The following is a 26471-nucleotide window of genomic DNA, read 5'->3' on the forward strand; positions in this document are numbered from 1 at the left end:
TTATGAATAATATTGAAGATTTATACGAACTTTCACCAATGCAGCAGGGAATGCTGTTTCATACCCTCTATTCTCCAGAATCAGAGATCTATTTTGAGCAATTATTCTGTACCTTGAAAGGTGACTTAAATTTACAGATTTTTCAGCAAGCTTGGCAACAAGTTATCTCTCGTCATCCAGTTTTAAGAACTTCTTTTCATTGGGAAGAAATCGAAAAACCATTACAAATGGTAAATAAAGGGGTGGATTTGCCTTGGATTTGTCACGATTGGCGAAATTTAACCAAAGCTGAACAGCAAGAAAGGTTAGAGAGTTTGCTGAAAAGCGATCGTCAAAAAACCTTTGATTTAAGTGAAGTTCCTCTAATGCGCTTCATTCTAATTCAGCTAGAGGAACAAACTTACCAATTTATTTGGAGCCATCATCATATTCTATTTGATGGCTGGTCAATGCAGATTATTCTTAAAGAAGTTTTTGCCTTATATGAAGCTAGTTATCGCAGTGAATCTTTATCCCTCACCCCCTCTCGTCCCTATCGAGATTATATTGTTTGGTTACAAGAACGAGATATTGAGCAAGCAAAAAAATTCTGGCAACAAACTTTACAGGGTTTTGAATTTCCTACACCTTTCCGAGTAGATAGAAAATCGATCGGGCATAAATCAGGAGAGCAACAAAACTACGAAGAACAGCCTTTTAAATTATCTCAAGAAATCACCAAAAAATTGCAATCTTTAGCTCGACAACATCATTTAACTTTAAATAATTTGGTGCAAGGAGCTTATGCCTTACTACTTTCTCGCTACAGTGGAGAAAACGATCTAGTTTTTGGTGCAACTGTATCTGGTCGCCCCACTACTCTTGATCGAGTAGAATCAATGGTGGGGCTATTTATTAACACTCTTCCCGTCAGAGTCCAACTTCCTGGAAATGCCGAATTATTACCCTGGCTCAAAGATTTACAAACCAAACAAATTGAGCAAGAACAGTATGCTTATTACTCTTTAGCCGACATTCAAAGCATTAGTGATATTCCCGCCAAAATGCCATTATTTGAGAGTATTTTGGTGTTTGAAAATTATCCGATCGATACTTCTATATCCGAAACTAAAAAAACTTTAGCAGTTAGCGATCTGCGTTGTTTTGAAAGGACAAATTATCCTTTGAATATAGTAATTAATCCTGAATCAGAATTGTCTGGAAGGATGATCTACGATACTAGCCGTTTTGCCGCAGATACGATCGCACGCATGATTGGACATTTCCAAACATTGCTCACAGAAATTGCCACCAATCCCCAACAAAATATTTCCCAATTCTCATTGTTAACAAAAGCTGAACAAGAAGAATTAGTAAAGTTAGAAAATTATGCTACGACTGAATATCAGTATAAATGTGTCCATAAATTATTTGAAGAACAAGTAGAAAAAAGCCCAGATGCTATAGCTTTAGTTTATGAAGAACAACAGTTAACTTACAGAGAATTAAACAACCGCGCCAATCAATTAGCCCATTATTTACAAACATTGGGAGTTCAACCAGAAGTAAAAGTAGGGATTTGTGTAGAGCGATCGCTTTTAATGGTAATAGGAATATTAGGTATACTCAAAGCAGGAGGAGCCTATATTCCCCTAGATCCAGCTTTTCCTTCAGAAAGACTAGAATTCATGATGGAAGATGCACAAATCACCATCCTGTTAACCCAAAACCACTTGCAAGATAGACTCCCAATCAATAATAAAACTGTAGTTAAACTTGACTGTGATTGGAATAGAATTGCCCAACAAACACAAGATAATTTACTCACAAAAGTTACTCCAGAAAACTTAGCTTATATTATTTATACTTCTGGCACAACCGGAAATCCAAAAGGATCGGAAGTTCCCCATCGTAGCTTCATTGGTTTTATGTTTGGGGTTGATTACATTCAACTCGATACAGAACAAATTTGGTTGCAACATTCATCAATTTCTTGGGATGCACTTACCTTAGAACTTTGGCCTCCCTTACTTTACGGTGGACGTTGTGTACTTTACCCAGGACAAATTCCCACACCCGAAGATTTAAGCAAAATTATCCAAGAACAAAATGTTAATACTCTATTTCTAACTACAGCCCTATTCAATTACATAATTGATACAATACCGGAAGCATTGTTAGGAATTAAACAACTCTTGTTTGGGGGAGAACTTGTTTCTATACTTCATGTTCGTCGCGCATTAGAAATATTACCAGAAACCCAACTTATTCATGCTTACGGCCCTTCAGAATGTACAGTTTTTACCTGTTGCTATCCGATTCCTCAACAACTTCCCGAAAATGTCAATTCAATTCCCATTGGCAAACCTATTGGCGACAGGAAAGTTTATCTTTTAGATCGATATTTACATAGAGTTCCCATTGGTGTTCCCGGAGAACTTTATGTGGGTGGTGCGAGTGTTGCCAGAGGTTACTTGAATCAACCAGAATTAACCAGTGAAAAATTTATTGTTAATCCTTTTGTGGAAGGCGATCGACTTTACAAAACCGGAGATTTAGTTCGTCGTTTTCCTGATGGTAACATCGAATTTTTAGGACGAATTGATACTCAGGTAAAAATTCGTGGTTTCCGCATTGAATTAGAAGAAATAGAGACGGTTTTAAACCAGCACACTAACATCAAACAAGTTGTTGTTATGGCGCGAGAAGATGAACTGGAAAACAAGTATTTGGTTGCCTATCTAGTTGCCCAAAATAAACAGCCAACTGTTAGCAGTCTGCGAAACTTCCTCAAGACAAAGTTGCCTGATTACATGATTCCCGCAATTTTCGTATTTTTGGAAGCATTGCCTTTAACTTCTAATAATAAAATCAATCGTCGTGCTTTACCTACTCCCGATGTTTCCCAAAGAAATATAGAAGTTGATTTTGTTGAGCCTCGTAACTCTACCGAACGAGAATTAGCTAACATTTGGACTGAAGTTTTGCCATTGGAACAGGTAGGAATTCACGATAACTTTTTCGAGTTAGGTGGACATTCTTTACTAGCTACCCAAGTAATTTCCCGATTAAGAGAAGCCTTTTCTCTAGATTTTCCCCTGCGTTACCTGTTTGAAAATCCAACTATTGCAGAACTATCACAAAAAGTAATCGATCGACAAGTTGAACAGTTAGGAGATGATGAATTAAATCGGATTTTAGGAGAGGTTAATGATTTATCAGATGAGGAGTTGAAGCAACAACTAAGTTCTGGAAATACCAAAAAAACAGAAGTACAACTAAAAGGAAAAACCAAATGACTAACAAACAATTAGTCCTTAGTTTTAAATGGCGATGTTAACGATAAAAGTAGTTGTAATAACGCCATAAGTTACAGATAAAATAGGAGTGAAAAATCAATGCCTATCAGAAAGAAAAAAATAAAAAACCAACAAGACAATCAACAAGTAACAGAAGTTGAAAATTCAACTGAGGTTAATCAAGAAGATTCAACAGAACCATTGTCTACGGAAGAAACGGAACCAATAATTACGACAATAGAACCATTGTCTACGGAAGAAACGGAACCAATAATTACGACAATAGAAACACCCTCTACTGCTGAAGGAATTGAACCAATAATTACGATAATAAAATCATCCGCTACGGAAGGAATTGGAAAAATAAATACAGCGATCGAATCCGCTACAGAAGAAGTGGAACAATTAATAAATACGGGAATAGAATCCGCTACGGAAGGAATTGAAAAAATAAATACAGCGATCGAATCCGCTACTGAAGAAGTGGAGCAATTAATAAATACGGGGATCGAATCCGCTACTGAAGGAATGGAACAAATAATGACAGCGATCGAATCCTCTACTATTGCTGAAGAAGTTGAACAAATAATAACGGCAATTGAATCATCTGCTATTAGTGGAGAAGCTGAGCCGATAAATATTGCTCCAGAATCATCCTCTACTGGAGAAACTGAACAACCAAATATTGCTCCAGAATCATCCTCTACTGGAGAAACTGAACAACCAAATATTGCAGTTAACGATCGAGAACAACCTCCCCAGTCGCCAGCTATTTTGGGCAATAAAAAACGTTTAGTAGTTTGTTGTGATGGAACTTGGCATGAACTAACTAGTTTGTATCCTACAAACGTACTAAAATTAGTCAGGTTAGTTAAATATACAGCCGACGATAAAACTCCTCAATTAGTATTTTATTCATCAGGATTTAGTAGAGAAGGTGCTAATATACCTGAGTTGATCGATCGCTTTGGCGATAGCGCATTTAGATGGGGAATCGATCGGCTTATTCAAGATGCCTACCGATTTTTATGTATGAACTATGATGCAGAGGCTCAGGATGAAATTTACCTATTTGGTTTTAGTCGCGGAGCCTATATTGTTCGTTGTTTAGCAGGGATGATTTACAAATGTGGTTTATTAAGACGTTCCAATATCCAAGAAATTAGAAAAGCTTATCAGCTTTATCGAGATAATAAAATTAATTATGATTCTCCAGAAGCTCAAGAATTTCGTCAACAAAACTCTAAAAAAGTTTCTCATCAAGCAACTTTTTTAGAGGATAGCATACCCATTAAAATGTTAGGATGCTGGGAAACAGTGGGAACATTAGGTATTCCTGATGTACTACCTTTTCCAGCTATTGAGAAAATCTGGAATATCAATTATCAATTTTATGATGCTACCCTAAGCCCAATTGTTGAAAATGCTTTTCATGCGGTAGCTATTGATGAAAAACGCATAATTTTTCCTTCCACTCCCATCAAGAAAAATCCAAAAAATCCTAATCAAGTAGTAGAAGAAGTTTGGTTTGCTGGTGAACATAGTTGTGTTGGTGGAGGAAATAAAGACTATCGAGGATTATCAGATTATCCACTGCAATGGATGATTCAGAAGGCTCAAAAGTTGGGGTTAGAATTTTTCTCAACAAAAAATGAGAGCGAAGATTTCCAAATTAAACCAGATCCGACAACTTATTTTGATAATACTGTTGCCGGACTTTATCTGTTGAGAGGAGAGTCATGGCGATCGATAAATTCACCACGTATTGCTGTTCATACTAGTGTTGTAAAACGACTGAAAGCTTGCCCAGATTATCGCCCGCAAAATCTCAAATCAGTGCTACCAGATTTACTTGCTTCTGATTGACTAGTAAGCCAACCTTTACAAATATATTTTTTGTCTTAATTCAAAGATATTTGTAAAGGTTGCCAGATTATTTAATTAGAAAAATTGGCATTTACCTGAAGAGTATTATGAGTGACCTACTAAAACGTCTGGAAAATCTTTCTCCTGAAAAACGCGAATTAGTCCTGCAAAAGCTCAAAGAGCAACAAGAATTATCCCGGCAAAATCATCATAAACAACAAACTCCATCCCTAGCACCGATTTCTCGCCAACAATCTCTTCCCCTTTCTTTTGCTCAACAAAGATTATGGTTTATAGATAAATTAGAAGCAGAAAATTGTCCCTATAATGTTCCTATTTTCTGGCAACTGAGCGGCGATCTTCAGATACCAGTTTTAGAACAAGCTATTAGAGAAATTGTTCAAAGGCATGAAGTTTTACGCACTACATTTTCAGTTATTGATGGAGCTCCAATACAGGTAATTCACCCTACAGTAAAACTACCAATACAGGTGCTAGACTGGCGAGAATTAACAGCAACAGACCAATTAAAGAAAGCACAACAGTTAGCAATAGTAGAATTTCAACAACCTTTTGATTTATCAAATCCACCTTTGTTGCGCGTAAAATTGTTGCAACTAAATGATAAGTCCCATCTGCTATTAATAGTCATCCATCATATAGTTTGTGATGGCTGGTCAATGGAAATATTCCGCCGGGAATTGTTCAGTCTTTATAACGCTTTTGGCGCTGGAAAACCCTCTCCATTACCACCATTATCGCTGCAATATGCAGATTTTGCTTATTGGCAAAGAGAATGGTTAAAGGGAGAAATACTGCAAACTCAACTCAATTATTGGCGACAACAATTAGCTGATGTTCCGCCTTTGTTAGAATTGCCTACAGATCGATCGCGCCCCTCAGTGCAATCTTTTCGCGGACGTAGCGAATTTTTAACTATTAATCCTAATTTAACTCAAAAATTAAAGCGTTTGAGTCAAGAATCTGGCACAACGCTGTTCATGACTTTGCTGGCAGTATTTACAATTTTACTTTCGCGTTATAGCAGACAGTCAGATATTGTTGTCGGATCTGCGATCGCTAATCGCAACCGTAAAGAAATTGAACCCCTAATTGGCTTTTTTGTCAATACTTTAGCCTTGCGGATTAACTTACAAGGAAATCCCACTTTCTTAGAATTACTTGCCAAGGTAAAACAAGTAACTGTGGATGCTTACGAGCATCAAGATTTGCCCTTTGAAAAATTAGTGGATGAACTGGGATTAGAGCGATCGCTTGCTCATCATCCCCTATTTCAAGTAGCTTTTGGTTTGCAAAATGGAACACAAGAAAAGATAGAACTTCCTGGTTTAACTCTCACCCGTTTTGAATGGGAAAACACCACAACACTATTTGATTTATCCTTGATTTTCCGCGAAACTCCCCAAGGTTTAACCGGAGAATGGGAATATGCAACCGATTTGTTTGCAAGCGAAACTATCCAAAGGATGACAGGACATTTTGAAGTTCTGCTCAAGCAAATTATTGATAATCCCCATAAATCAATCAATACTCTATCCTTGCTGACAGAAAACGAACGCCAGCAACTACAAAACTGGAATCAAACTCAAACCGACTATCCCCAAGATAAAACTTTAGTTGATTTATTTGAACAACAAGTTAAGAAAAATCCTGATAATCTTGCTTTAGTTTTTGAATCCCAAAGCCTGACTTATCAACAACTCAATCAAAAAGCCAACCAACTAGCTAATTATTTAATTCATAATTACCAAATACAACCAGATACCTTAATTGGTATTTCTGCCGAACGCTCCTTAGAAATGATCGTTGGTCTTCTCGGTATTCTCAAAGCTGGTGCGGCTTATGTACCGATTGACCCCAATTATCCCCCAGAAAGAATTCAGTTCATGTTAGAAGATTCTGGGATATCAGTTTTACTAACCCAAAGTTTTTTAGTAGATAAATTACCTTTAGATAGTTTAGAAAATCCTGTTGCAGTTGTTTATTTAGACGATAGCTCACGCCAAGACGCAAAGACGCAACGAAAGATACAAAGGGAAATAAGTAAGAATCAAGTTAAACCTGACAATTTGGCTTATGTTATTTACACTTCTGGGTCAACAGGCAGACCTAAAGGTGTGATGATTGAACACCAAGCAATTGTTAATTTAGCTTTAGCCTGGGCTGAAAAATTCCAAGTTCAAAATTACAACCGCTTACTGCAATTTGGGTCTTTTAGTTTTGATTTATCTATTGGTGAAATTGCAACTGCTTTATCAGCAGGTGCTTGTTTATATTTAGGCAATAAAGATACTTTATTACCTGGTCAAAGCTTAGTTAACTTTTTAACAGAACACAAAATTACTCACGGCTTTTTATCACCTTCAGCTTTATCTGTCTTACCAAAGGCGAGTTTCCCTGATTTGCAATGTATTACTGTTGGAGGAGAGGCTTGTCCGGCTGAATTAGTAAGTCAGTGGGGAAGAGAACAACATTTATATAATTGCTACGGCCCAACAGAATCTACTGTGACGGCGGCTATTTATCTTTGTCAATCCAATGGTGAAAAACCACCAATTGGTAAAGCGTTATCTAATCTCCGCATTTATATTTTAGATGCAAATAATCAACCATTACCGCCAGGAATACCAGGGGAATTGTGTATTGCAGGAGTTGGTTTAGCTAGAGGTTATCTCAACCGTCCTGAAACTACTAGCCAAAAATTTATTGAAGTTGAATTATTTGGAAAAACTGAGCGCATTTATAAAACAGGTGACTTAGCAAGATGGAATGCTGAAGGCAATTTAGAATATATAGGTCGGATAGACGAGCAAGTAAAATTACGCGGCTTTAGAGTTGAACTTGGTGAAATTGAATCACTTTTATTACAACATTCATCAATTAAAGAAGCTTTTGTAATTTTATATGAAGCTGATGGCAATCCCAGATTAATAGCCTATATTACGGCGGCAGAAAAATCCTCCGTCACTTTAGGAGATGAAGTCAAGCAATACTTGAAAAATCGTCTGCCGAATTATATGCTGCCTAGCCAGATTATGGTTTTGGATCGATTTCCTCTGACTGTTAACGGTAAACTAGACCGCCGCGCATTACCAGCACCAAATACAACCGCTTCTACTGCTTGGGAAATGCCAATAACTTCCACAGAAGAAATACTCGTGAGTTTATGGCAAGATTTATTAAAATTTCAGTCTGTTGGTCGTTCTGATAACTTCTTTGAACTGGGTGGACATTCCCTGTTAGCAACTCAATTAGTTGCCCGAATTCGTGACAGTTTTGGTGTAGAATTACCCGTCCGCAAGGTATTTGAGCAAAACATTTTATCTGAATTGGCGAGGGAAATTGATCTAGCGGCGACGAGTGTTGTTTTACCTCCCATTACACCCCAACTCGAAAATGAACCTAAAACTCTGTCTTTTGCTCAGTCAAGACTCTGGTTTATCGCTCAACTGGAAGGTCAAGGAACTTCGGCTTACAATATGCCGATCGCACTCCAACTAGATGGTAAATTAAATTTAGAAGCTCTCCAGCAAAGTTTAACTTATTTACTCCAACGGCATACCAGTTTAAGCACTTATTTCCCCACCTTGGGTGGAGAACCGCAAGTAGTAGTTCAAAATATCGAAGATATAGAAGTATTAGAAATTGCGGACTTACAAGCACTCGCTCCCCACACACAAGTTCAAACTGTACAACGGTTAACTGATAGCCATGCTCAAGAACCCTTTGACTTAAATACTGGCCCCCTGTTCAAAGCAAAACTACTGCAACTGAGCCAACAGAAAAATATCCTACTGATTAATATGCACCACATCATTAGTGATGGTTGGTCAATGGGAGTATTTAAACGGGAATGGGAACAAGCTTATTCTGCTTTTGCAGCGGGGAAAGTTCCGAATTTTTCACCATTACCAATTCAATATACTGATTATGCAGCTTGGCAGCGCAGTTGGCTACAAGGAGAGATTTTAGAAACTCAAGAAAACTATTGGAAACAACAGCTAAAAGATGCGCCTCAATTACTCGATTTACCTACAGATTATCCTCGTCCAGCACAACAAAGTTACCGAGGTGGACGCGAGGAATATAGTTTGAGTAGCGAGTTGACTGAAAAACTTAAAGTTTTGAGTCAAAAACAGGGTGTTAGTTTGTTTATGACTTTGTTGGCGGCTTTTAACATTTTACTATCGCGTTATAGCCGTCAAGAAGATTTATGTGTTGGTTCTGGCATTGCTAACCGCACCCATAGTTACACAGAACGGTTAATTGGCTTTTTTGTCAATACCTTAGTATTGCGGAGCAAAATCAAGCCAGAACAAAGCTTTAGTGAATTACTGCAACAAACTCGCCAGACTTGTTTAGATGCTTACGCTCATCAAGATATCCCCTTTGAGTATTTAGTAGAAAGACTGCAACCGGAACGCAGCTTAAGCTATAGTCCCCTGTGCCAAGTGATGATAGTCATGCAAAATGTGGAAGGTGCAGGGAAAAGTGTTAGTTTAACAGAGTTGGAGATTCAACCAGTAGAACAAAATTATCCGTTTGCAAAGTTTGATTTAACACTGTATCTGTCGGAAAGGGAAGACCAGCTACATTGTATCTGGGAATATGCCACAGATTTATTTGCAGCGGACACAATTAAACGCATGGCGGGACATTTGGAAGTTTTGCTGACAGCAATTACCCAAAATCCTCAACAGCCAATTTATCAGCTATCCATCATCACCCCAGCAGAAATTAAACAACTGCAAATTTGGAATCAAACAGAGGTAGATTATCCTCAAAAGGATACTCTGATGACTCTGTTTGCACAACAGGTAGAAAAAACCCCCGATCAAGTTGCAGTGGTGTTTGCAAATCAAAGCTTGACTTATGAACAACTGAATCAAAAATCTAATCAACTAGCTCAGTATTTAATTCAAAATTACCAAATTCAACCCAATACTTTAATTGGTATTTGTGTTGAACGGTCTTTAGAAATGCTGATTGGGATATTTGCTATCCTCAAAGCAGGTGGAGCTTATGTCCCAATTGATCCGAGTTATCCCCAAGAACGTATTAATTTAATCCTTGAAGATAGTAATGCGGCGGTTTTACTAACAACTAAATCCCTGCAAAAACAGCTGCCGTTAGAACAACTGAAAAATACTACTCAATTAGTATTTTTAGATGGACTGGAGCATGGAAGTCGGGAGTCGGGAGTTGGGAGTGGGGAGGTTTTTAATTACCAATTACCAATTACCAATTACCATGATTTGGCTTATGTAATTTATACCTCTGGTTCCACAGGTAGACCAAAAGGAGTGGCCATTTGTCACGCCTCATTGACTAATTTCTTATATTCCATGAAAGAACAGCCTGGAATAAATGCGTCCGATACTCTCCTGGCTGTGACAACGATATCTTTTGATATTGCTGCGCTGGAAATTTATTTACCTCTAATAGTAGGAGCAAAAATAATTCTTGCCAGTAGAGAAATCGCCTCTGATGGGTTCCAGTTAGCAGAACAATTAGTGAACAATGCCGTTACTTTTATGCAGGCTACTCCTGCTACCTGGCGGATGTTGTTAGCCGCAGGATGGCAAGGTTCAACTCAACTCAAAATCTGCTGTGGTGGTGAGGCATTAACTTGGGAACTGGCCGAGCAACTACTAGAAAGAAGTGCTGAACTTTGGAATCTTTATGGTCCGACGGAGACTACTATTTGGTCAGAGATTTGTCAAGTAAACAATTTTGACCAAAAAGACTATGCTCAAGGATCTGTATTATCTATTGGCAAGGCGATCGCCAACACACGCATTTATATTTTAGATCAACACAATCAACCACTACCTCCCGGTATTCCCGGAGAACTCTGCATTGCAGGTGCAGGTTTAGCACAAGGTTATTTGCATCGTCCAGATTTAACCGCCGAAAAATTCATCACATTAGAATTATTTGGTAAAACTGAGCGTATTTATAAAACCGGCGATTTAGCCCGTTGGTTACCTGATGGAAATTTACAATACTTAGGTCGAATTGACCATCAAATTAAACTGCGTGGTTTCCGAATTGAATTAAGTGAAATTGAAGCGACATTAGTTAAACATCCCAAAATTCAGGCAGCAGTAGCCATTGTTCGGGCAGAAACTGACCTGGATAAACGGCTGGTAGCTTATATTGTGTCAACAGCAACAAAAGAAGGCACCAATCCAGATCATCCAGCTTTATTCGCAGAATGGCGGCGCTTTCTAGCCAGAACTCTCCCTGATTATATGATTCCTAGCCATTTTGTTGTGTTGGAAAAACTACCACTCACACCAAATGGCAAAATAGACCGTAAAGCCTTACCTGCACCAGAGACAGCAGTTGCAGCCACAGATATTGAATTACCTGTCACAGAAACAGAAAAATCCCTGGCGCAAATATGGGCCAAGTTACTGAAATATGAAGTCATAGCCCGACAAGATAATTTCTTTAACTTGGGAGGACATTCATTACTTGCTACTCAACTTTGTTATCGCATCCGCGACACTTTTAAAGTAGAAATACCACTGCGTCAAGTATTTGAGTCTCCCAACTTGATTGACTTGGCAAATTATATAGATAGCTGCCTTTGGATTAATTCTGCTACCGCAGATATAGAACCTTTAAACTCAGACGAAGAGGAAATTGAACTATGACCATGACACACAATCAGCAAATAGTTTCTTTAATGCTTCGTTTGCAAAATTTGGGCTGCAAAATTTGGGCTGAAGATGATAAGTTACGGATTCGTACTAGCAAAAATGCCCTGACTGCGGAACTCAAGCAGGAAATTCAAACCCACAAAGCAGAGATTCTCGCCTTCTTGAAAGCTGCTAAAACGCAAGTTGTTTCAACAGTAGAAATTCCGGTTTTAAGTCCTGACTCTCCCAAACTGCTGTCCTTTGCTCAACAACGCCTCTGGCTATTGGCACAACTCCAAGGGTCATCAACAGCTTACAATATGCCGATCGCTCTCCAATTAAACGGCAACCTGAATATTGACGCTCTGCGCTCTAGTTTGGCTTATTTGGTCGATCGCCACGAGAGTCTAAGAATGTATTTTCCCACAGTTGCAGGAGAACCCCAAGTAGCAATCCTTAATTTAGACGAAATTGAAGTTTTAACTGTACAAGATTGCCGCAACTTGGATGAAAATTCCCAATTATTAAATATCCAAGATTTAATTGATGCTCATGCACAAGAACCATTTAATTTAAATACTAGCCCTTTATTTAAAGCCAAATTGCTACAATTGCATGAGCAAAAATCTGTGTTGGCAATTAATATGCACCACATTATCAGTGATGGTTGGTCAATGGGTGTATTTGTGCGGGAGTTACGGCAAGCTTATACTGCTTATTCTGAAGGTAAGACCCCAAATCTTGCTCCTTTACCGATTCAATACAGCGACTATGCAACTTGGCAAAGAAATTGGTTACAAGGCGAAGTATTAGAACAGCAGATTAATTACTGGAAACATCAACTAGGCGATGCTTCCCCATTACTGGAATTACCTACAGATTATCCCCGTCCAGCACAGCAAAGTTACAAAGGCGATCGCTATCTCTACTCTATCTCTCCAGAATTAACTGTTGCTGTCAATGCTTTTAGTCAACAACAAGGCGTAAGTTTATATATGACTTTGTTGGCTACTTTGAGTATTTTACTATCTCGTTATAGTCGGCAAGAAGATTTGTGTATTGGTACTCCCATTGCCAACCGCACCCATAGTCAAACTGAAGGGTTAATTGGCTTTTTTGTTAATACCTTGGTCATGCGTCAGCAAATCAAACCAGAGCAAAGTTTTATTGAGTTTTTACAACAAACTCGGCAAACTTGTTTAGATGCTTATGCACATCAAGACGTTCCCTTTGAAGTGTTGGTAGAAAAGTTACGACCAGAACGCAGTATGAGTTATAACCCATTATTCCAGGTGATGTTTGCTCTGGAAAATAATGAAAGTCCAGATTTGGATTTCTCAGGGTTAGAGATTGAATTACTGGGAGTTAAGAGTGCGATCGCTAAGTTTGACTTAACGCTGCTAGTAATGGAATATGACAACCAGTTAAATTGCTCTTGGGAATACGCCACCGATCTGTTTGAAAAGGATACTATCCAAAGAATGGCGGAACACTTTGAAGTTCTGCTCAAGGGAATTGTCGATCGTCCTCACCAATCAATAAATACTTTACCTTTGATGACAGCAACCGAACTACTACAACTACAACGCTGGAATCAAACTCAAACCGACTACCCCCTAAATCAAACATTCGTTAACCTATTTGAACAACAAGTTACTAAAAACCCCGCTCAAATCGCTTTAGTATTTGAATCCCAAAGCCTAACCTATCAACAACTCAATCAAAAAGCCAACCAACTTGCTCATTACCTAATTCAAAATCACCAAATTCAGCCAGACACTTTAATTGGTATCTGTGTTGAACGTTCTTTCGAGATGATTATTGGCATATTGGCTATTCTTAAAGCTGGTGGTGCTTATTTACCAATTGACCCCTATTACCCGCCAGAACGCATTCAATTTATGCTCGAAGATTCGAGTGCATCAATATTGCTAACTCAAAGCTTTATCGAAAATAAATTACCCTTAAAAATCTCTTGTAAACTTATTTGCTTAGACTCAGAAATTTTTAGTGGCGAATCAACAAAAAATCCCCCATCTCAAACTAAACCAGAAAATTTAGCATATCTAATTTATACTTCTGGTTCCACCGGAAAACCCAAAGGAGTGATGATTGAGCATCGGGGATTGACTAATTTTGTTTTAGCATGGCTACAAATTTTTCAAATTCAACCTCACAACCATTTCCTGCAACTAGCTTCTTTTAGTTTTGATATGTCTATGGCTGAAATTGCCCCTACTCTGGTAGCGGGAGCTTGTTTGTATCTTGCCAAAAAAGACACTTTGTTAAACACTCAAAGCTTAGTTAACTTATTAGCAACAAGCAAGATTTCACATTTTATTGTCCCCCCTTCAGTTTTATCTCTATTACCGCCAGATGCTTTACCCGATTTGCAAACTGTCATAGTCGGCGGAGAAGCTTGTTCAGCTGAATTAATCAAAGAATGGACACCAGGGCGACAATTTTGGAATGGCTATGGGCCTACAGAAACGACAATTTGTAATGTGATTTATCTTTGTCAACCTAATGACAAAAAACCACCTATTGGTAAACCTTTTTCCAATGTCCGCCTTTATATTTTAGATGCACAAAATCAACCATTACCGCCAGGAATACCGGGCGAATTGTGTATTGCAGGAGTTGGTTTAGCTAGAGGTTACTTGCATCGTCCCGACTTAACCAAAGAAAAATTTCTTGAAGTAGATGTGTTTGGTAAAACTGAGCAAATTTACAAAACAGGCGACTTAGCCAAATGGAATTCAGAGGGAAATATTGAATGTTTAGGAAGGATTGATGCCCAAATTAAACTCAGAGGTTTTAGAATTGAAATCGGTGAAATTGAATCATCTTTATTACAACATCCCTCAGTTAAAGAAGCTGTTGTCACTTTATATAAAACTGAGAACAACCAGAGTTTAATTGCATATATCACAGGAATTAGCAATGATTTGGCTGCGGAATTAAAAAATTATCTTAAATCCCGTCTACCTGATTACATGATACCTGCTCAAATCATTGTGCTTGATGAGTTGCCTTTAACTCCTAATGGGAAAATCGATCGCCAAGCTTTACCTATTCCCAATATTTCTGTTGCAGGCGGATATATAGCCCCACGCAATAATATTGAAAAACAATTAGCACAGATCTGGTCTGCTGTACTCGATCGTCAAGAAATTGGCATTCACGATAACTTTTTCGACTTAGGTGGTCATTCTTTATTGGCAATCAAATTACTCAATCATATTCAACAAGTATTCGATCGACAACTTGCTTTAAGCAGTTTATTTCAAAATCCAACAATTGCTCAATTGGCAGAACAACTCTCTCATAATCAACAACAATTCCATCCCAATTTGCTTTCACTCCAACCTCAAGGAAATGCAACTCCTCTATTTTGTTTACCAGGTGCAAACGGACATGGTTTCTATTTTCAAAATTTGGCTAACAACTTAGAAAATTATGCAGTTTATAGCCTAGAAACTCCAGGAAGAAATGGAATGAGCAAAGTTCCAGACTCAGTAGAACTTCATGCCAGCCAACTAATTGATGTATTACGTCAGCAACAAGCCAAAAGTCCATACATACTGGCAGGATACTCATCAGGTTGTGCTGTTGCTTTTGAAATGGTTTCCCAACTAGAACAGCAAGGCGAAAAAGTAGAATTACTAGCTATCTTTGACGCTGGATTGGTTTGCGATCCTAAATATTTCACTCATAGAGCCGAGATTGATTGGATATGGCAATTACTCCAACGCATTGAAGCTTTAAAGGGAATTTCTCTCGGTTTAGAATACGCTGATTTAATTACTCAACCCGACGACCAAGCCCGCTGGGATGTGGCGGCAGAGTATTTATATCGACATAATATTCTCCCAGAACATTCCAGCCTTGATTTAATCAAAACCAATATGAAAGTGATGAAATTAGTAACATTCAATTATGCAAATTATCGTCCTAATTATACAATTTCTGCTCCCATTGTTTTATTCCGCGCTCAAGAAATTCATGAAATTGTTTTACAAGAATTGCAAGCTTTTTCCCATTACAATTTACAGGATTGGGGATGGCAAGCATATACTCAACAGCCTGTTAAAGTGATATCTATACCTGGAAATCATGGTCGAATGCTTTATGAACCAAACGTAAAAACATTAGCTACTCACTTACAAATACTAATGTCTTAACCTCTAAATAGGTTGGTAGCGAGGAGTTTATTCCTGAAATTTCTTCTTAATCACAAATTACGAACACCAATTAGTTTAATCAGAGGAATCATGGAAACTATTTCACTCAAAATTTATGATGAAACCCTACGGGATGGAGAACAACAAGCCGGAATTTTCTTCTCTTATCCAACCAAACATAAACTTGCCCATTTGATTGGTCAAGCAGGAGTTCATGGACTTTCCATGATGCCTTGTGTCTGTGAACAGGAACAAGAGCTAGTCAAATCATTAGTTATCGAGGGATATGATGATTTAATCTTTGCTGCCACGATGATGGGAAAGCAGTATATCGATCGAGCAAAGAGCTACGGTGTTAAACGCATTATTTTGTTTCTTGGTCTTTCCGATCGACTGTTGTTTTTGCGAGACCGTGAAGTTCGTCTCATGAGCGAATTCCAAGGCAAAACCATTGATGATAATATCCCAGCAAAAATAATTAATAAAATCCGCCAAAATGCTATTGATTTAGCTGTGGAAAATTTGCACTATGCTTCCAAGGTTGCTGGGTTTAGAGTAGACTTTGCTGCTGAAGATGCTTCGAGAGCCGATTTTGACTATTTAGTGCAATGTATTCGCTCCTTTAGCCCTTATATTGAAAACTTTTTACTTTGTGATACAGTTGGTATTTTGAATCCAGAAAAAAGTTATGTCTGGGTTAACGATCTGCTCCAATCTACCACAGGGGTAGCATTGGGGGTACATTATCACAATGATATGGGCATGGCTTTGGAAAATACTCTCCAGTCTCTCATTGCAGGAGCTACTTTAGTGTCAGGGACATTTTGCGGTTTAGGAGAACGAGCCGGAAATGTTGCCTTAGAGCAGGTGTTAAATGGGTTGCGAATCCGCTTTGGTATGGAAGTTGCGGGAATTAACTATGATGCTATTGCCCATGTGACTGATTATATTGAAAAATTAGGGGTTCGTCCGGCTTCTCCTTATTCTCAGAGTAGTCAACGCCATGAATCAGGTATTCATGTAAATTCTTTATTTTCCGATCCTAAGAGTTATGCGGTATTCCCGTATAATACGATCGAAGTTGTGTTTGGCAAAGGGAGTGGAGTTAGTAATTTCCAATATCTATTTGAAAAGCAACTGCAAAATCCTCAACCAAGAGAGAAATACGAAAAAATGCGCTCAAAAATTAAATCTCTGGCTACGGAACAAGAACGGTATTTTACAGCTAATGAGGTTGTAGAGTTATGGAAAAATGGTATATTTGATTAATCAATTTTAAGGATTCAGAGAAGAAATTTTCCCAGTCTAACTGCTGAATTCTTAATTTCAATTTCCTTAGTATAAATTTGAACTTAAGATATGCAATCTACAATCTCTATTGATAAAAATTCAACCAATAATTCCACAGGATTTTGGCAGAATGTTAGAGCAATATTAGCACCTTACTGGTATCCAACACAGCCAGGAGGAAGAGCATTTTCAGCCGTAATGCGTTCCTGGGCAATGCTTGTTTTACTAATATTATTAATCACCATGCTTGTGGGGACAACTGCTTTTAATTCCTTCGTTTCTCGCTATTTGATAGATGCCATTACTAATGATAAAGATGCTAATAAATTTATTGATACGTTATCGCTTTACGCTGTTGTCCTAGTCGGGACAACTTTATTAGTTGGATTTTCTAAATTTGTTAGAAAACAAATCGCTCTTGATTGGTATCAATGGCTAAATAATCATATTTTAGAAAAATATTTGAGCAATCGTGCTTATTATAAAATCAACTTTAAATCCGATATTGATAATCCAGATCAAAGGATATCCCAAGAACTCTCACCCCTGACTAAGAATGCTATGAGCTTTTCGGCTGTTTTCCTAGAAAAAGTGTTGGAAATGTCCGTTTTTCTAGTAATTCTTTGGTCTCTTTCCCAATGGGTAGCATTGATAGTGATTATTTATACTGTAATCGGCAATTTAATTGCTCTTTATTTAACTCAAGAATTGAATCAGATTAATAAAGACCAAATTGGATTTGAAGCAGACTATACTTACAGCCTAACTCATATTCGTAATCATGCAGAGTCAATAGCTTTTTTTCAGGGAGAAGACCAAGAATCAAATATAGTAATGCGAAGATTTAAGAATATTGTTCAAACTACTAAACGCAAGATTGATTGGGAGAGAAGTCAGGATCTTTTCAACAGAGGATATCAAGCAGGTCTCCAAATCTTTCCTTTTATCGTATTCGGGCCGTTTCATATAAGAGGTGAAATTGATTTTGGAGAAATTAGTCAGGCTAGTATAGCTTGCAATTATTTTTCAGGTGCTATGGCAGAATTAATTGCCGAATTTGGTACTTCAGGAAGACTTAGCAGTTATATCGATCGTTTATCTGAGTTTTCGGGTGCGTTGGAATCTGTGATTAAACAGCCTGAGAATGTAAGTACGATTAAAACAATCGAAGATAACCGTTTGGCTTTTGAGAATGTCACCTTAGAAACGCCTGACTACGAACAGACGATCGTGGAAAAGCTATCACTCACGGTGCATCCTGGAGAAGGTTTATTAATTGTTGGGCCAAGTGGACGAGGAAAAAGTTCTCTATTGCGTGCGATCGCAGGTCTGTGGAATGCTGGAACTGGTCGTTTAGTCCGACCTCCTCTAGAAGATATGTTATTTTTACCGCAACGTCCCTATATTATTTTAGGTACTTTGCGCGAACAGTTACTTTATCCTCACACTACTCGTGAAATGAGCGATCGAGAACTCGAAGCAGTTTTAGAACAAGTTAATTTGCAAAATTTACTGCCACGAATCGAAGGTTTTGATAAAGAAGTTCCTTGGGAAAATATATTATCTTTGGGCGAACAACAACGCCTTGCTTTTGCACGACTGGTGGTGACTCATCCCAGGTTCACAATATTAGATGAAGCAACTAGTGCTTTAGATTTGAAAAATGAAGGAAAGTTATATCAAGAATTACAAAAAACCAAGACAACTTTTATCAGTGTAGGACATCGAGAAAGCCTGTTTAATTATCATCAATGGGTATTGGAATTAACAGACAATTCTAAATGGCGACTCATCTCCGTGTCAGATTATCAGAGGCAAAAAGCGATCGACATTCCTCCCCCAGAACATCCTCAAAACCAAAGCGATAATTCTTCTGTAATTCCTTCCCCAAATATTCCAGAAGTCTCCGCAGAAATTAGCCCAGATAATCCGCCTGAAATTCCTTCTCCAAACATTGTAGAAATCTCTGTAATTAGTCCAGATAATTCTCCTCAGACTCCCTCCCAAAATCCCTCAGAAATATCAGGAGAAATTAGCCCAACTGTAGAGTTGTCTCATAAGGAAATGCAGCAGTTAACAGATTATCAAATCAGTAGTATTAGAAGTATGGCAAGTCAAGGTAAAACTGTTACAACTAAAGATGGCATAGTCTACTACTACAACAAAGATCCCAAAGTGTTGAAATGGGTGAGACTTTAGAACTCAGAGCAAATATTCTCTGTTAAATATGATACAAGTCCTCTGTCTTCAAAGTATCTAGTAAAAAAATATGTACTAATGCAAGTTGCTAGTTATCATCCGTAGGGTACGTCAGACTCTAAAATTCACGAGAGTCACAGTAATTTTTAGTTCTGACGCACAAGACAAACCACAAATTTACCCACAATTAATAACTAGCAACTTACGCTACTAAGTATAGGTTGCGCGAGCAAAAAGCAGGTAAAAAAACATACGATTAAATTTTGTCTAATTAAGTAGGTGATGGTAATTAAAGTAAAGATGACCAACCAGCTATATAAACCTAAAACCATTGCAACAAAGGCTTTTAAGCTGGTTGGTCATCTTTTGAGGTTTTTACTTTATTTACCTATACCTACTTAGTCTGCAAAATTTAATATTATTTTAATCAAATAATCTATATATACAATATAAAATTTAATTCTTCTACCTAGCGACATAAATGCAACTTCAGGAAATATACAATTAAATTTAATCGAATTTGTAGATAAAATTTAATATATATTTATGAAAGTTATAATTAAGGAAAAATCAGGTAATTTTTCTAAAGTGTATTGACTAATCCACTAAAGCGATCGACAATACAGATTGTTATAAATGCTCAAATAATGCTGTCTCAGCATAAAAAACTTTAAAAGACCAGTCTCTCTCAAGAGTTGATGAAAAAGCCAAAATCAGCTTGAGGCATAGTTTATATAACAGGGCTTAACTTCTCGAACATTTTGGGTGCTAAACATGAATTCACGTAGCTTGACCAACCTGGTTGATATTAAGATTATTGAAAATAATTGCCGGAAATTATTGACAACATTGCATAATTTTATATGATTGTTCCTAGTGATTAATTGACGAATTTAGCAAACAACAAAGGAAAATTAAAAAGCTAATGCAGTTAGATAATTATAGTCAGTCTTTGGCCAATTTAAGTCAAAGAAAAATGAACAATCAAGAAATAGCCCTAACCATCCAATCAACTGAAATAGTAGAAGATTGTGTGGTGCTAGAGCGACAGACAGAACAATTACTACAAGAATTAGTTGCTTATGTAGTTCCAACAGGTTTATTTACAAAAGAACTCTTGTTATCGCAACTGGAAGCAATCCTGCCAAAAGAAAGGATACCGCAAGCGATCGTCCCCATCTCAACCCTACCATTAACCCCATCAGGAGAGATAGACCAAAAAGCACTCAAACAGCTAGAAATCACAGACAATGACCTAGCAGAAAAATGGGCAGAGCAAATCCAGAAAATACCAGAAATAGAGCAAGTAGCAGTAGTAATCACTGAACAAATCAAAACACAAGAATCGCTGCGACTAACAGACATACTACCTGACTGGAAAAATCTCACAAATCAAGAAAAACAAAACCCAACAACCCAATTTGACCGCACAATCAGCAGCCAAAAATCCAGCGACAGCCAACTAGCAATCAGTCATGGAGGAGAACTAAAGCGAGAAAAAAATGCCCCTAAAATACTTTCCCAAGTCCTAGAAAAAACCGCCCAGCAATGGCCGCAAAAACAACTAATTTATATTAATTCCGATAGTTCAGAGACTATTCAAACATATAAAGAATTACTCTTAGATGCACAAAAGATATTAGCAGGCTTAAGAAAACTAGGAGTAAAACCCCAAGACAAAATAATATTTCAAATTGATAGAAGTCAAGACTTTATTCCCGCCTTTTGGGGCTGTATATTAGGGGGATTTATTCCGGTACCGATTTCTATAGCCCCCACCTACGAACAAGTGAACAACGCCGTCAGTAAATTACACAATGGGTGGCAAATGTTACAGCACCCCCTAATTCTGACCAGCACCAAATTAGCTCCCAGTATTCAAGGATTGCCAAAATTATTAAATGAAAACAACTTTTCCATTGAGACAGTAGATAATTTACGCCAGAACGAACCAGATAGTCAAATTCATCAAAGTCAGGCAGAAGACTTAGCACTGCTATTACTAACATCAGGTAGCACAGGCACTCCAAAAGCGGTCATGCTAAATCATCGCAATCTGTTAAGCATGACTGGTGGCACCGCCCAAAACAACCTTTTGAGTCAAGATATCTTCTTCAACTGGATGCCACTAGAGCACGTAGGCGCAATAGTGCTTTTGGGATTGATGGCAGTCGATCTCGGTTGTCAGCAAATCCATGTATCCACAGAATATATTCTGCAAAATCCCCTGCGATGGCTGGAGTTGATTCAACACCATAAAGCCTCGATTTCCTGGTCTCCAAACTTTGCTTTTTCGTTGATTAATGAGCGAGCAAGTGAGATTAACCAACGGTCTTATGATTTATCCTCTTTAAAATTTTTAGTAAATGGTGGTGAGCAAATAGTCCCCAAAGTAGCACGCAACTTTCTCAAACTGCTCCAGCCTCATGGTCTGCCAGCTAATGTTATTCGTCCAGCTTTTGGGATGTCAGAAACTAGCTCAGTAATAACATGGTCTGATAGTTTTTCCTTAGAAAATACATCAGATGAAATGTCATTTGTAGAACTAGGACAACCAATTCCGGGAGCCTCAATCAGGATTGTCGATGAAACTAATCAAATAGTTAGCGAAGGAGTAATTGGGAAATTTCAAGTCAAAGGGCCTTCCGTAACTTCAGGGTACTATCAAAACCCGCAAAAAAATCAAGAAGCATTTACCTCAGACGGATGGTTTAATACTGGAGATCTCGGCTATATAAGATCGGGAAGAATTATTTTAACAGGCAGAGATAAAGACGACATTATTATTAATGGAATTAACTATTATAGCCATGAAATTGAATCAGTGGTTGAAGAAGTCGAAGGTGTAGAAGTTTCCTATACAGCCGCTTGTGCCGTGCGAATTTCTGGGAATAATGCCGATCGATTAGCCATCTTTTTTAATTCTCCAGTCTCTGACCAAACCAAACTAAAAGACCTGCTAAAGAAGATTCGGGGTGCAGTAGTCAAAAATGTTGGAGTCAACCCAAATTATATTATTCCCGTCAAAAAAGAAGCAATTCCTAAAACCGATATAGGCAAGATTCAGCGATCGCAATTAGCCAAACGCTTTGCCGCAGGTGAATTTGATACTATAATTCAACAAGTAGGGATTAACTTAGAAAATCCTAACCTACTACCAAATTGGTTTTATCGCCGGACTTGGCGATCGAAACAACCAACAAACCTCATACCCGCAATCAAACCAGGCAACATTCTCATCTTTTTAGATGACTTGGGATTAGGAGAATGTTTGGCTAGAGAATTAGAAAAACTAGGTCATGCGTATGTAGGAATAGAAGCCGGATTAGACTGGGAACAAATCGATTCTAACCACTATAGAATCGACCCAAACAATCCCGAACACTATCAGAAATTACTATCTGAATTAACTGCCAAAAACTGGGAAATCAATCAAATTTTCCATCTCTGGACTTATGACGATTGTCCAGAAGAAATTACCAGCTTAGAATCATTAGAACAAGCTCAAATTCCTGGGGTCTACAGTCTACTTTACTTGATAAAAGCCTTAGCTAAAACCCAAAAAAATCAGCAAAATATCCAGTTATTAGTAGCTTCCAGTCATAGTCAATTCATCTCACCGGATGACCAAATTGCCTATCAAAAAACGCCTGTAATTGGCTTAATCAAAGCAATTGAACCAGAAATTCCCAATTTAAAAACTTGCCACATTGATTTAACAATAGATGAACCGATCGTAAACGCCGATCGCCTAATCCAAGAAATCCATATATTATCTAAAGAAACGGAAGTAGCATATCGCCAAGGAAAAAGATGGATTCCCCGCTTAGAAACAGTGGAATTCTCAAAAGAAAATCACCAAGAAATTACCTTTAAACCAGGAGGAATGTATTTAATTAGCGGCGGTTTAGGTGGCGTTGGACTAGAAATTGCTAAGTATTTACTCAAAACTTATAAAGCCAAGCTTTTATTAATTGGTAGAACCCCCATTACAGAGGCAACATCACCAAAAATTGCCGCCTATCAAGAACTAACGCAACTGGGAGGAGAAATCAGTTATGAAGCAGTTGATGTCTGTGATTTACCTCGGTTGCAACAAATAATTGCTCAAGCCAAAAGTCGCTGGAATTGTCAACTAGATGGTATATTGCATTTAGCCGGGAGTTATCAAGAGCGATCGCTGCTGGAAGAAAGCCCAGAAACTTGGTCAACAGCCTTAAAAGCCAAAGTTAGCGGAACTTGGGTACTTAATCAACTAATCAAAGACAACCCAGAAGCAATATTTATCAACTTCGCTTCTGTAATTAGCTTCTTAGGCGGTGCAACGGTCGGCGCGTATGTGGCAGCTAATCAATTTTTAGAGAGTTTTACACATTATCAGCGAACTAAGTGTGGAGTAAAAAGCTATTGTTTTAGTTGGAGCCTTTGGGACGGCATTGGCATTAGCCAAGACTATCAACGAGGAAAGTTAGCGCAAACTAAAGGCTACTGCGCCATAAATGTACAACAAGCATGGTACTCCTTGCTAATAGGTTTACACCATAATCAAACGCATTTGTTCGTAGGATTAGATGGGAGTAACCGAAATATTCGTAAATATGTAGAATCCACTTATTCATTAGAGAAACTAACAGGCTATTTTACAGCAAAAAGCAACATTTCCCTAGAGATTACCTCTGATTGGGTAATCAACGATCGCTTGGGTAAACCCACAACTTGTAGCTTGGTACAATTACCGCAAATGCCGTTAACTAAAACTGGCATAATTGACCGAGAAAGACTGAGCAAAGGCGATTTAAATCAACAGACAAACCAAGCTGCACTACCCGTAACCGAAATTGAAATTCAAATCGCCAAAATTTGGCAAGAAACTTTAAAATTACCAGAAATCAGCATTCATGACAACTTCTTTGAGCTAGGCGGATACTCATTACTTTTGGTGCAAGTTCAAAGTAAGATACAGGAATTATTCCCGATTCCACTGTCGATCGTGGATATGTTTAACTACCCCACTATCAGCACTTTAGCCAAATACTGTAGAGACGTTATATATAACGTCTCTACATCAAATCAACAAACCGAATCACCGTCGGTAAAACAAGGTCAAAAACGCGCTCAATTTCGCAATTCTCGCCACAGTGTAGGTAATTCAGATATTGCCGTGATTGGAATCTCCTGTCGTTTTCCTGGTGCTAACAATATTGATGAATTTTGGCAAAATTTAGTTAATGGCGTAGAATCGATTTCCTTTTTCAGCGATGAAGAAGTGATTGCCGCTGGGATAGATCCAAAACTAGTAAAAAACCCCAATTACGTCAAAGCCAAACCAATATTATCAGACATAGAAACCTTTGATGCTGACTTCTTTGGCTATAGTAGCAGAGAAGCCGAATTGATGGACCCGCAACAACGTCTGTTATTAGAATGTGCCTGGGAAAGTTTAGAAGATGCGGGTTATAATCCTTTTAATTATGATGGCGCGATCGGCATTTATGCAGGTGCCCTCATGAACACCTACTTACTAAATAATATTTATCCCAACCGCCACAATCTCGATATCAATGATAATTTGCAAGTCACTACAGTAGACTCAATGGGTGGTTTGCAAATGATGATAGGCAACGATAAAGACTATCTCACCACCAGAATTTCTTACAAACTGAATCTTACAGGCCCTAGCGTCAATGTGCAAACCGCCTGCTCAACATCTTTAGTAACAGTACATCTGGCTTGCGCCAGCTTACTGAGTGGCGAAAGTGACATGGCTTTAGCAGGTGGAGTGTCAGTTGATGTACCACAAAAAGTTGGTCATTTGTATCAAGAGGGAATGATAGTTACACCAGACGGGCATTGTCGGGCGTTTGATGCCCGTGCTCAGGGGACTATCTTTGGTAGTGGTGCCGGAATGGTGCTCTTGAAACGATTAGAAGATGCTTTAGCAGATGGCGATCGCATCTATGCAGTTATCAAAGGTTCCGCTATTAATAACGATGGGGCATCAAAAGTTGGCTACACGGCTCCCAATAGCGATGGGCAAACATCTGTGGTGGCACAAGCAATTTCAATGGCTCAAATTGACCCCGAAACTATAGGATACATCGAAGCACACGGAACCGGAACCCCACTGGGAGATCCCATTGAAATTGCAGGATTAACTCAAGCATTTCGCGCCAGTACCCAAGCAAAAAACTTTTGTGGTATAGGTTCAGTTAAAACCAACATCGGTCATTTGAAAAACGCCGCTGGCATCGCCGGATTTATCAAAACCGTCCTCTCACTCTACCACAAAAAAATTCCCAAAAGCCTCCACTTTGAACAACCAAATCCGCAATTAGATTTACCCAACACACCTTTTTACGTCAACACTACTTTAAAAGATTGGCAAACTTCTGGTCATCCGCGACGTGCGGGGGTAAACTCTTTAGGAATCGGGGGAACAAATGCTCATGTAATTTTAGAAGAAGCACCAGTACAGGAGCTCTTGAGCAGGGGAGCAGGGGAGCGTCCTTATCACTTACTAACCCTCTCAGCAAAGAATGAACAAGCTTTGAGAGAATTACAACAGCGTTATCGAGAATATCTAATATCAAATCCTGAAGTATCTTTAGCAGATATTTGCTATACAGCGAACACAGGACGGGAACATTTTAGTCATCGTCTAGCATTTATTGGAGAGTCTAAAGAACAGTTAATCGAGCAACTAACTGATGTAAAAACTCCAAATAAACCCCAGAAAAAAGCCGCGAAAATAGCATTTTTATTCACCGGACAAGGCTCGCAATACATCAACATGGGTCGTCAACTATACGACACCCAACCCCTGTTCCGTCAAACTTTAGAACAGTGCAATGAAATTCTGCTTCCTTATCTAGAAAGGTCATTATTAGACATAATTTATGCCCCCGAAACCGAAGAATTAGGGGATAGGGGTCAGGTGTTAGGGGATAGGGAGAAAGACAATTCCCCAACCCCCAACCCCTAACCCC

At 38.3% G+C, this 26471-nt stretch carries 7 protein-coding genes; all 7 read left to right on the forward strand.

The genetic code is table 11. The annotated features are described in order from the left end of the window. Window positions 1–2 precede the first annotated feature (2 nt). The 7 genes from IQ264_RS02690 to IQ264_RS33345 all read left to right on the forward strand — a co-directional run bounded on the left by IQ264_RS02690 (window position 3) and on the right by IQ264_RS33345 (window position 26467). A complete protein-coding gene (locus tag IQ264_RS02690) occupies window positions 3–3278 on the forward strand; it encodes a non-ribosomal peptide synthetase (protein ID WP_193978330.1) in 3276 nt (1091 codons plus the stop codon). 99 nt (window positions 3279–3377) lie between these two features. Next, window positions 3378–5144 carry a DUF2235 domain-containing protein gene (locus tag IQ264_RS02695; RefSeq protein ID WP_228061234.1) on the forward strand — a complete coding sequence of 589 codons (1767 nt, stop codon included), beginning with the start codon at window positions 3378–3380 and terminating at the stop codon, window positions 5142–5144. Between the two features lie 107 nt (window positions 5145–5251). Beyond that, window positions 5252–11827 carry a non-ribosomal peptide synthetase gene (locus IQ264_RS02700; RefSeq protein ID WP_193978332.1) on the forward strand — a complete coding sequence of 2192 codons (6576 nt, stop codon included), beginning with the start codon at window positions 5252–5254 and terminating at the stop codon, window positions 11825–11827. Beyond that, a complete protein-coding gene (locus tag IQ264_RS02705) occupies window positions 11824–15996 on the forward strand; it encodes a non-ribosomal peptide synthetase (RefSeq protein ID WP_193978334.1) in 4173 nt (1390 codons plus the stop codon). The genes IQ264_RS02700 and IQ264_RS02705 overlap by 4 nt, the downstream gene beginning before the upstream one ends. Before the next feature lie 90 nt (window positions 15997–16086). Further along, window positions 16087–17265, forward strand: coding sequence for a 2-isopropylmalate synthase (locus IQ264_RS02710; protein WP_193978336.1), 1179 nt, complete (start codon window positions 16087–16089; stop codon window positions 17263–17265). Between the two features lie 90 nt (window positions 17266–17355). Continuing rightward, the gene (locus IQ264_RS02715) at window positions 17356–19485 is read left to right on the forward strand and encodes an ABC transporter ATP-binding protein/permease (protein ID WP_193978338.1); all 2130 of its coding nucleotides are present in this window, start codon (window positions 17356–17358) and stop codon (window positions 19483–19485) included. Window positions 19486–20461: 976 nt separating this feature from the next. Further along, a complete protein-coding gene (locus IQ264_RS33345) occupies window positions 20462–26467 on the forward strand; it encodes a type I polyketide synthase (protein WP_265583015.1) in 6006 nt (2001 codons plus the stop codon). Window positions 26468–26471 lie beyond the last annotated feature (4 nt).

Origin of the sequence: [Phormidium] sp. LEGE 05292, assembly GCF_015207735.1 — a bacterium.
Classification (GTDB): domain Bacteria; phylum Cyanobacteriota; class Cyanobacteriia; order Cyanobacteriales; family Aerosakkonemataceae; genus Floridanema.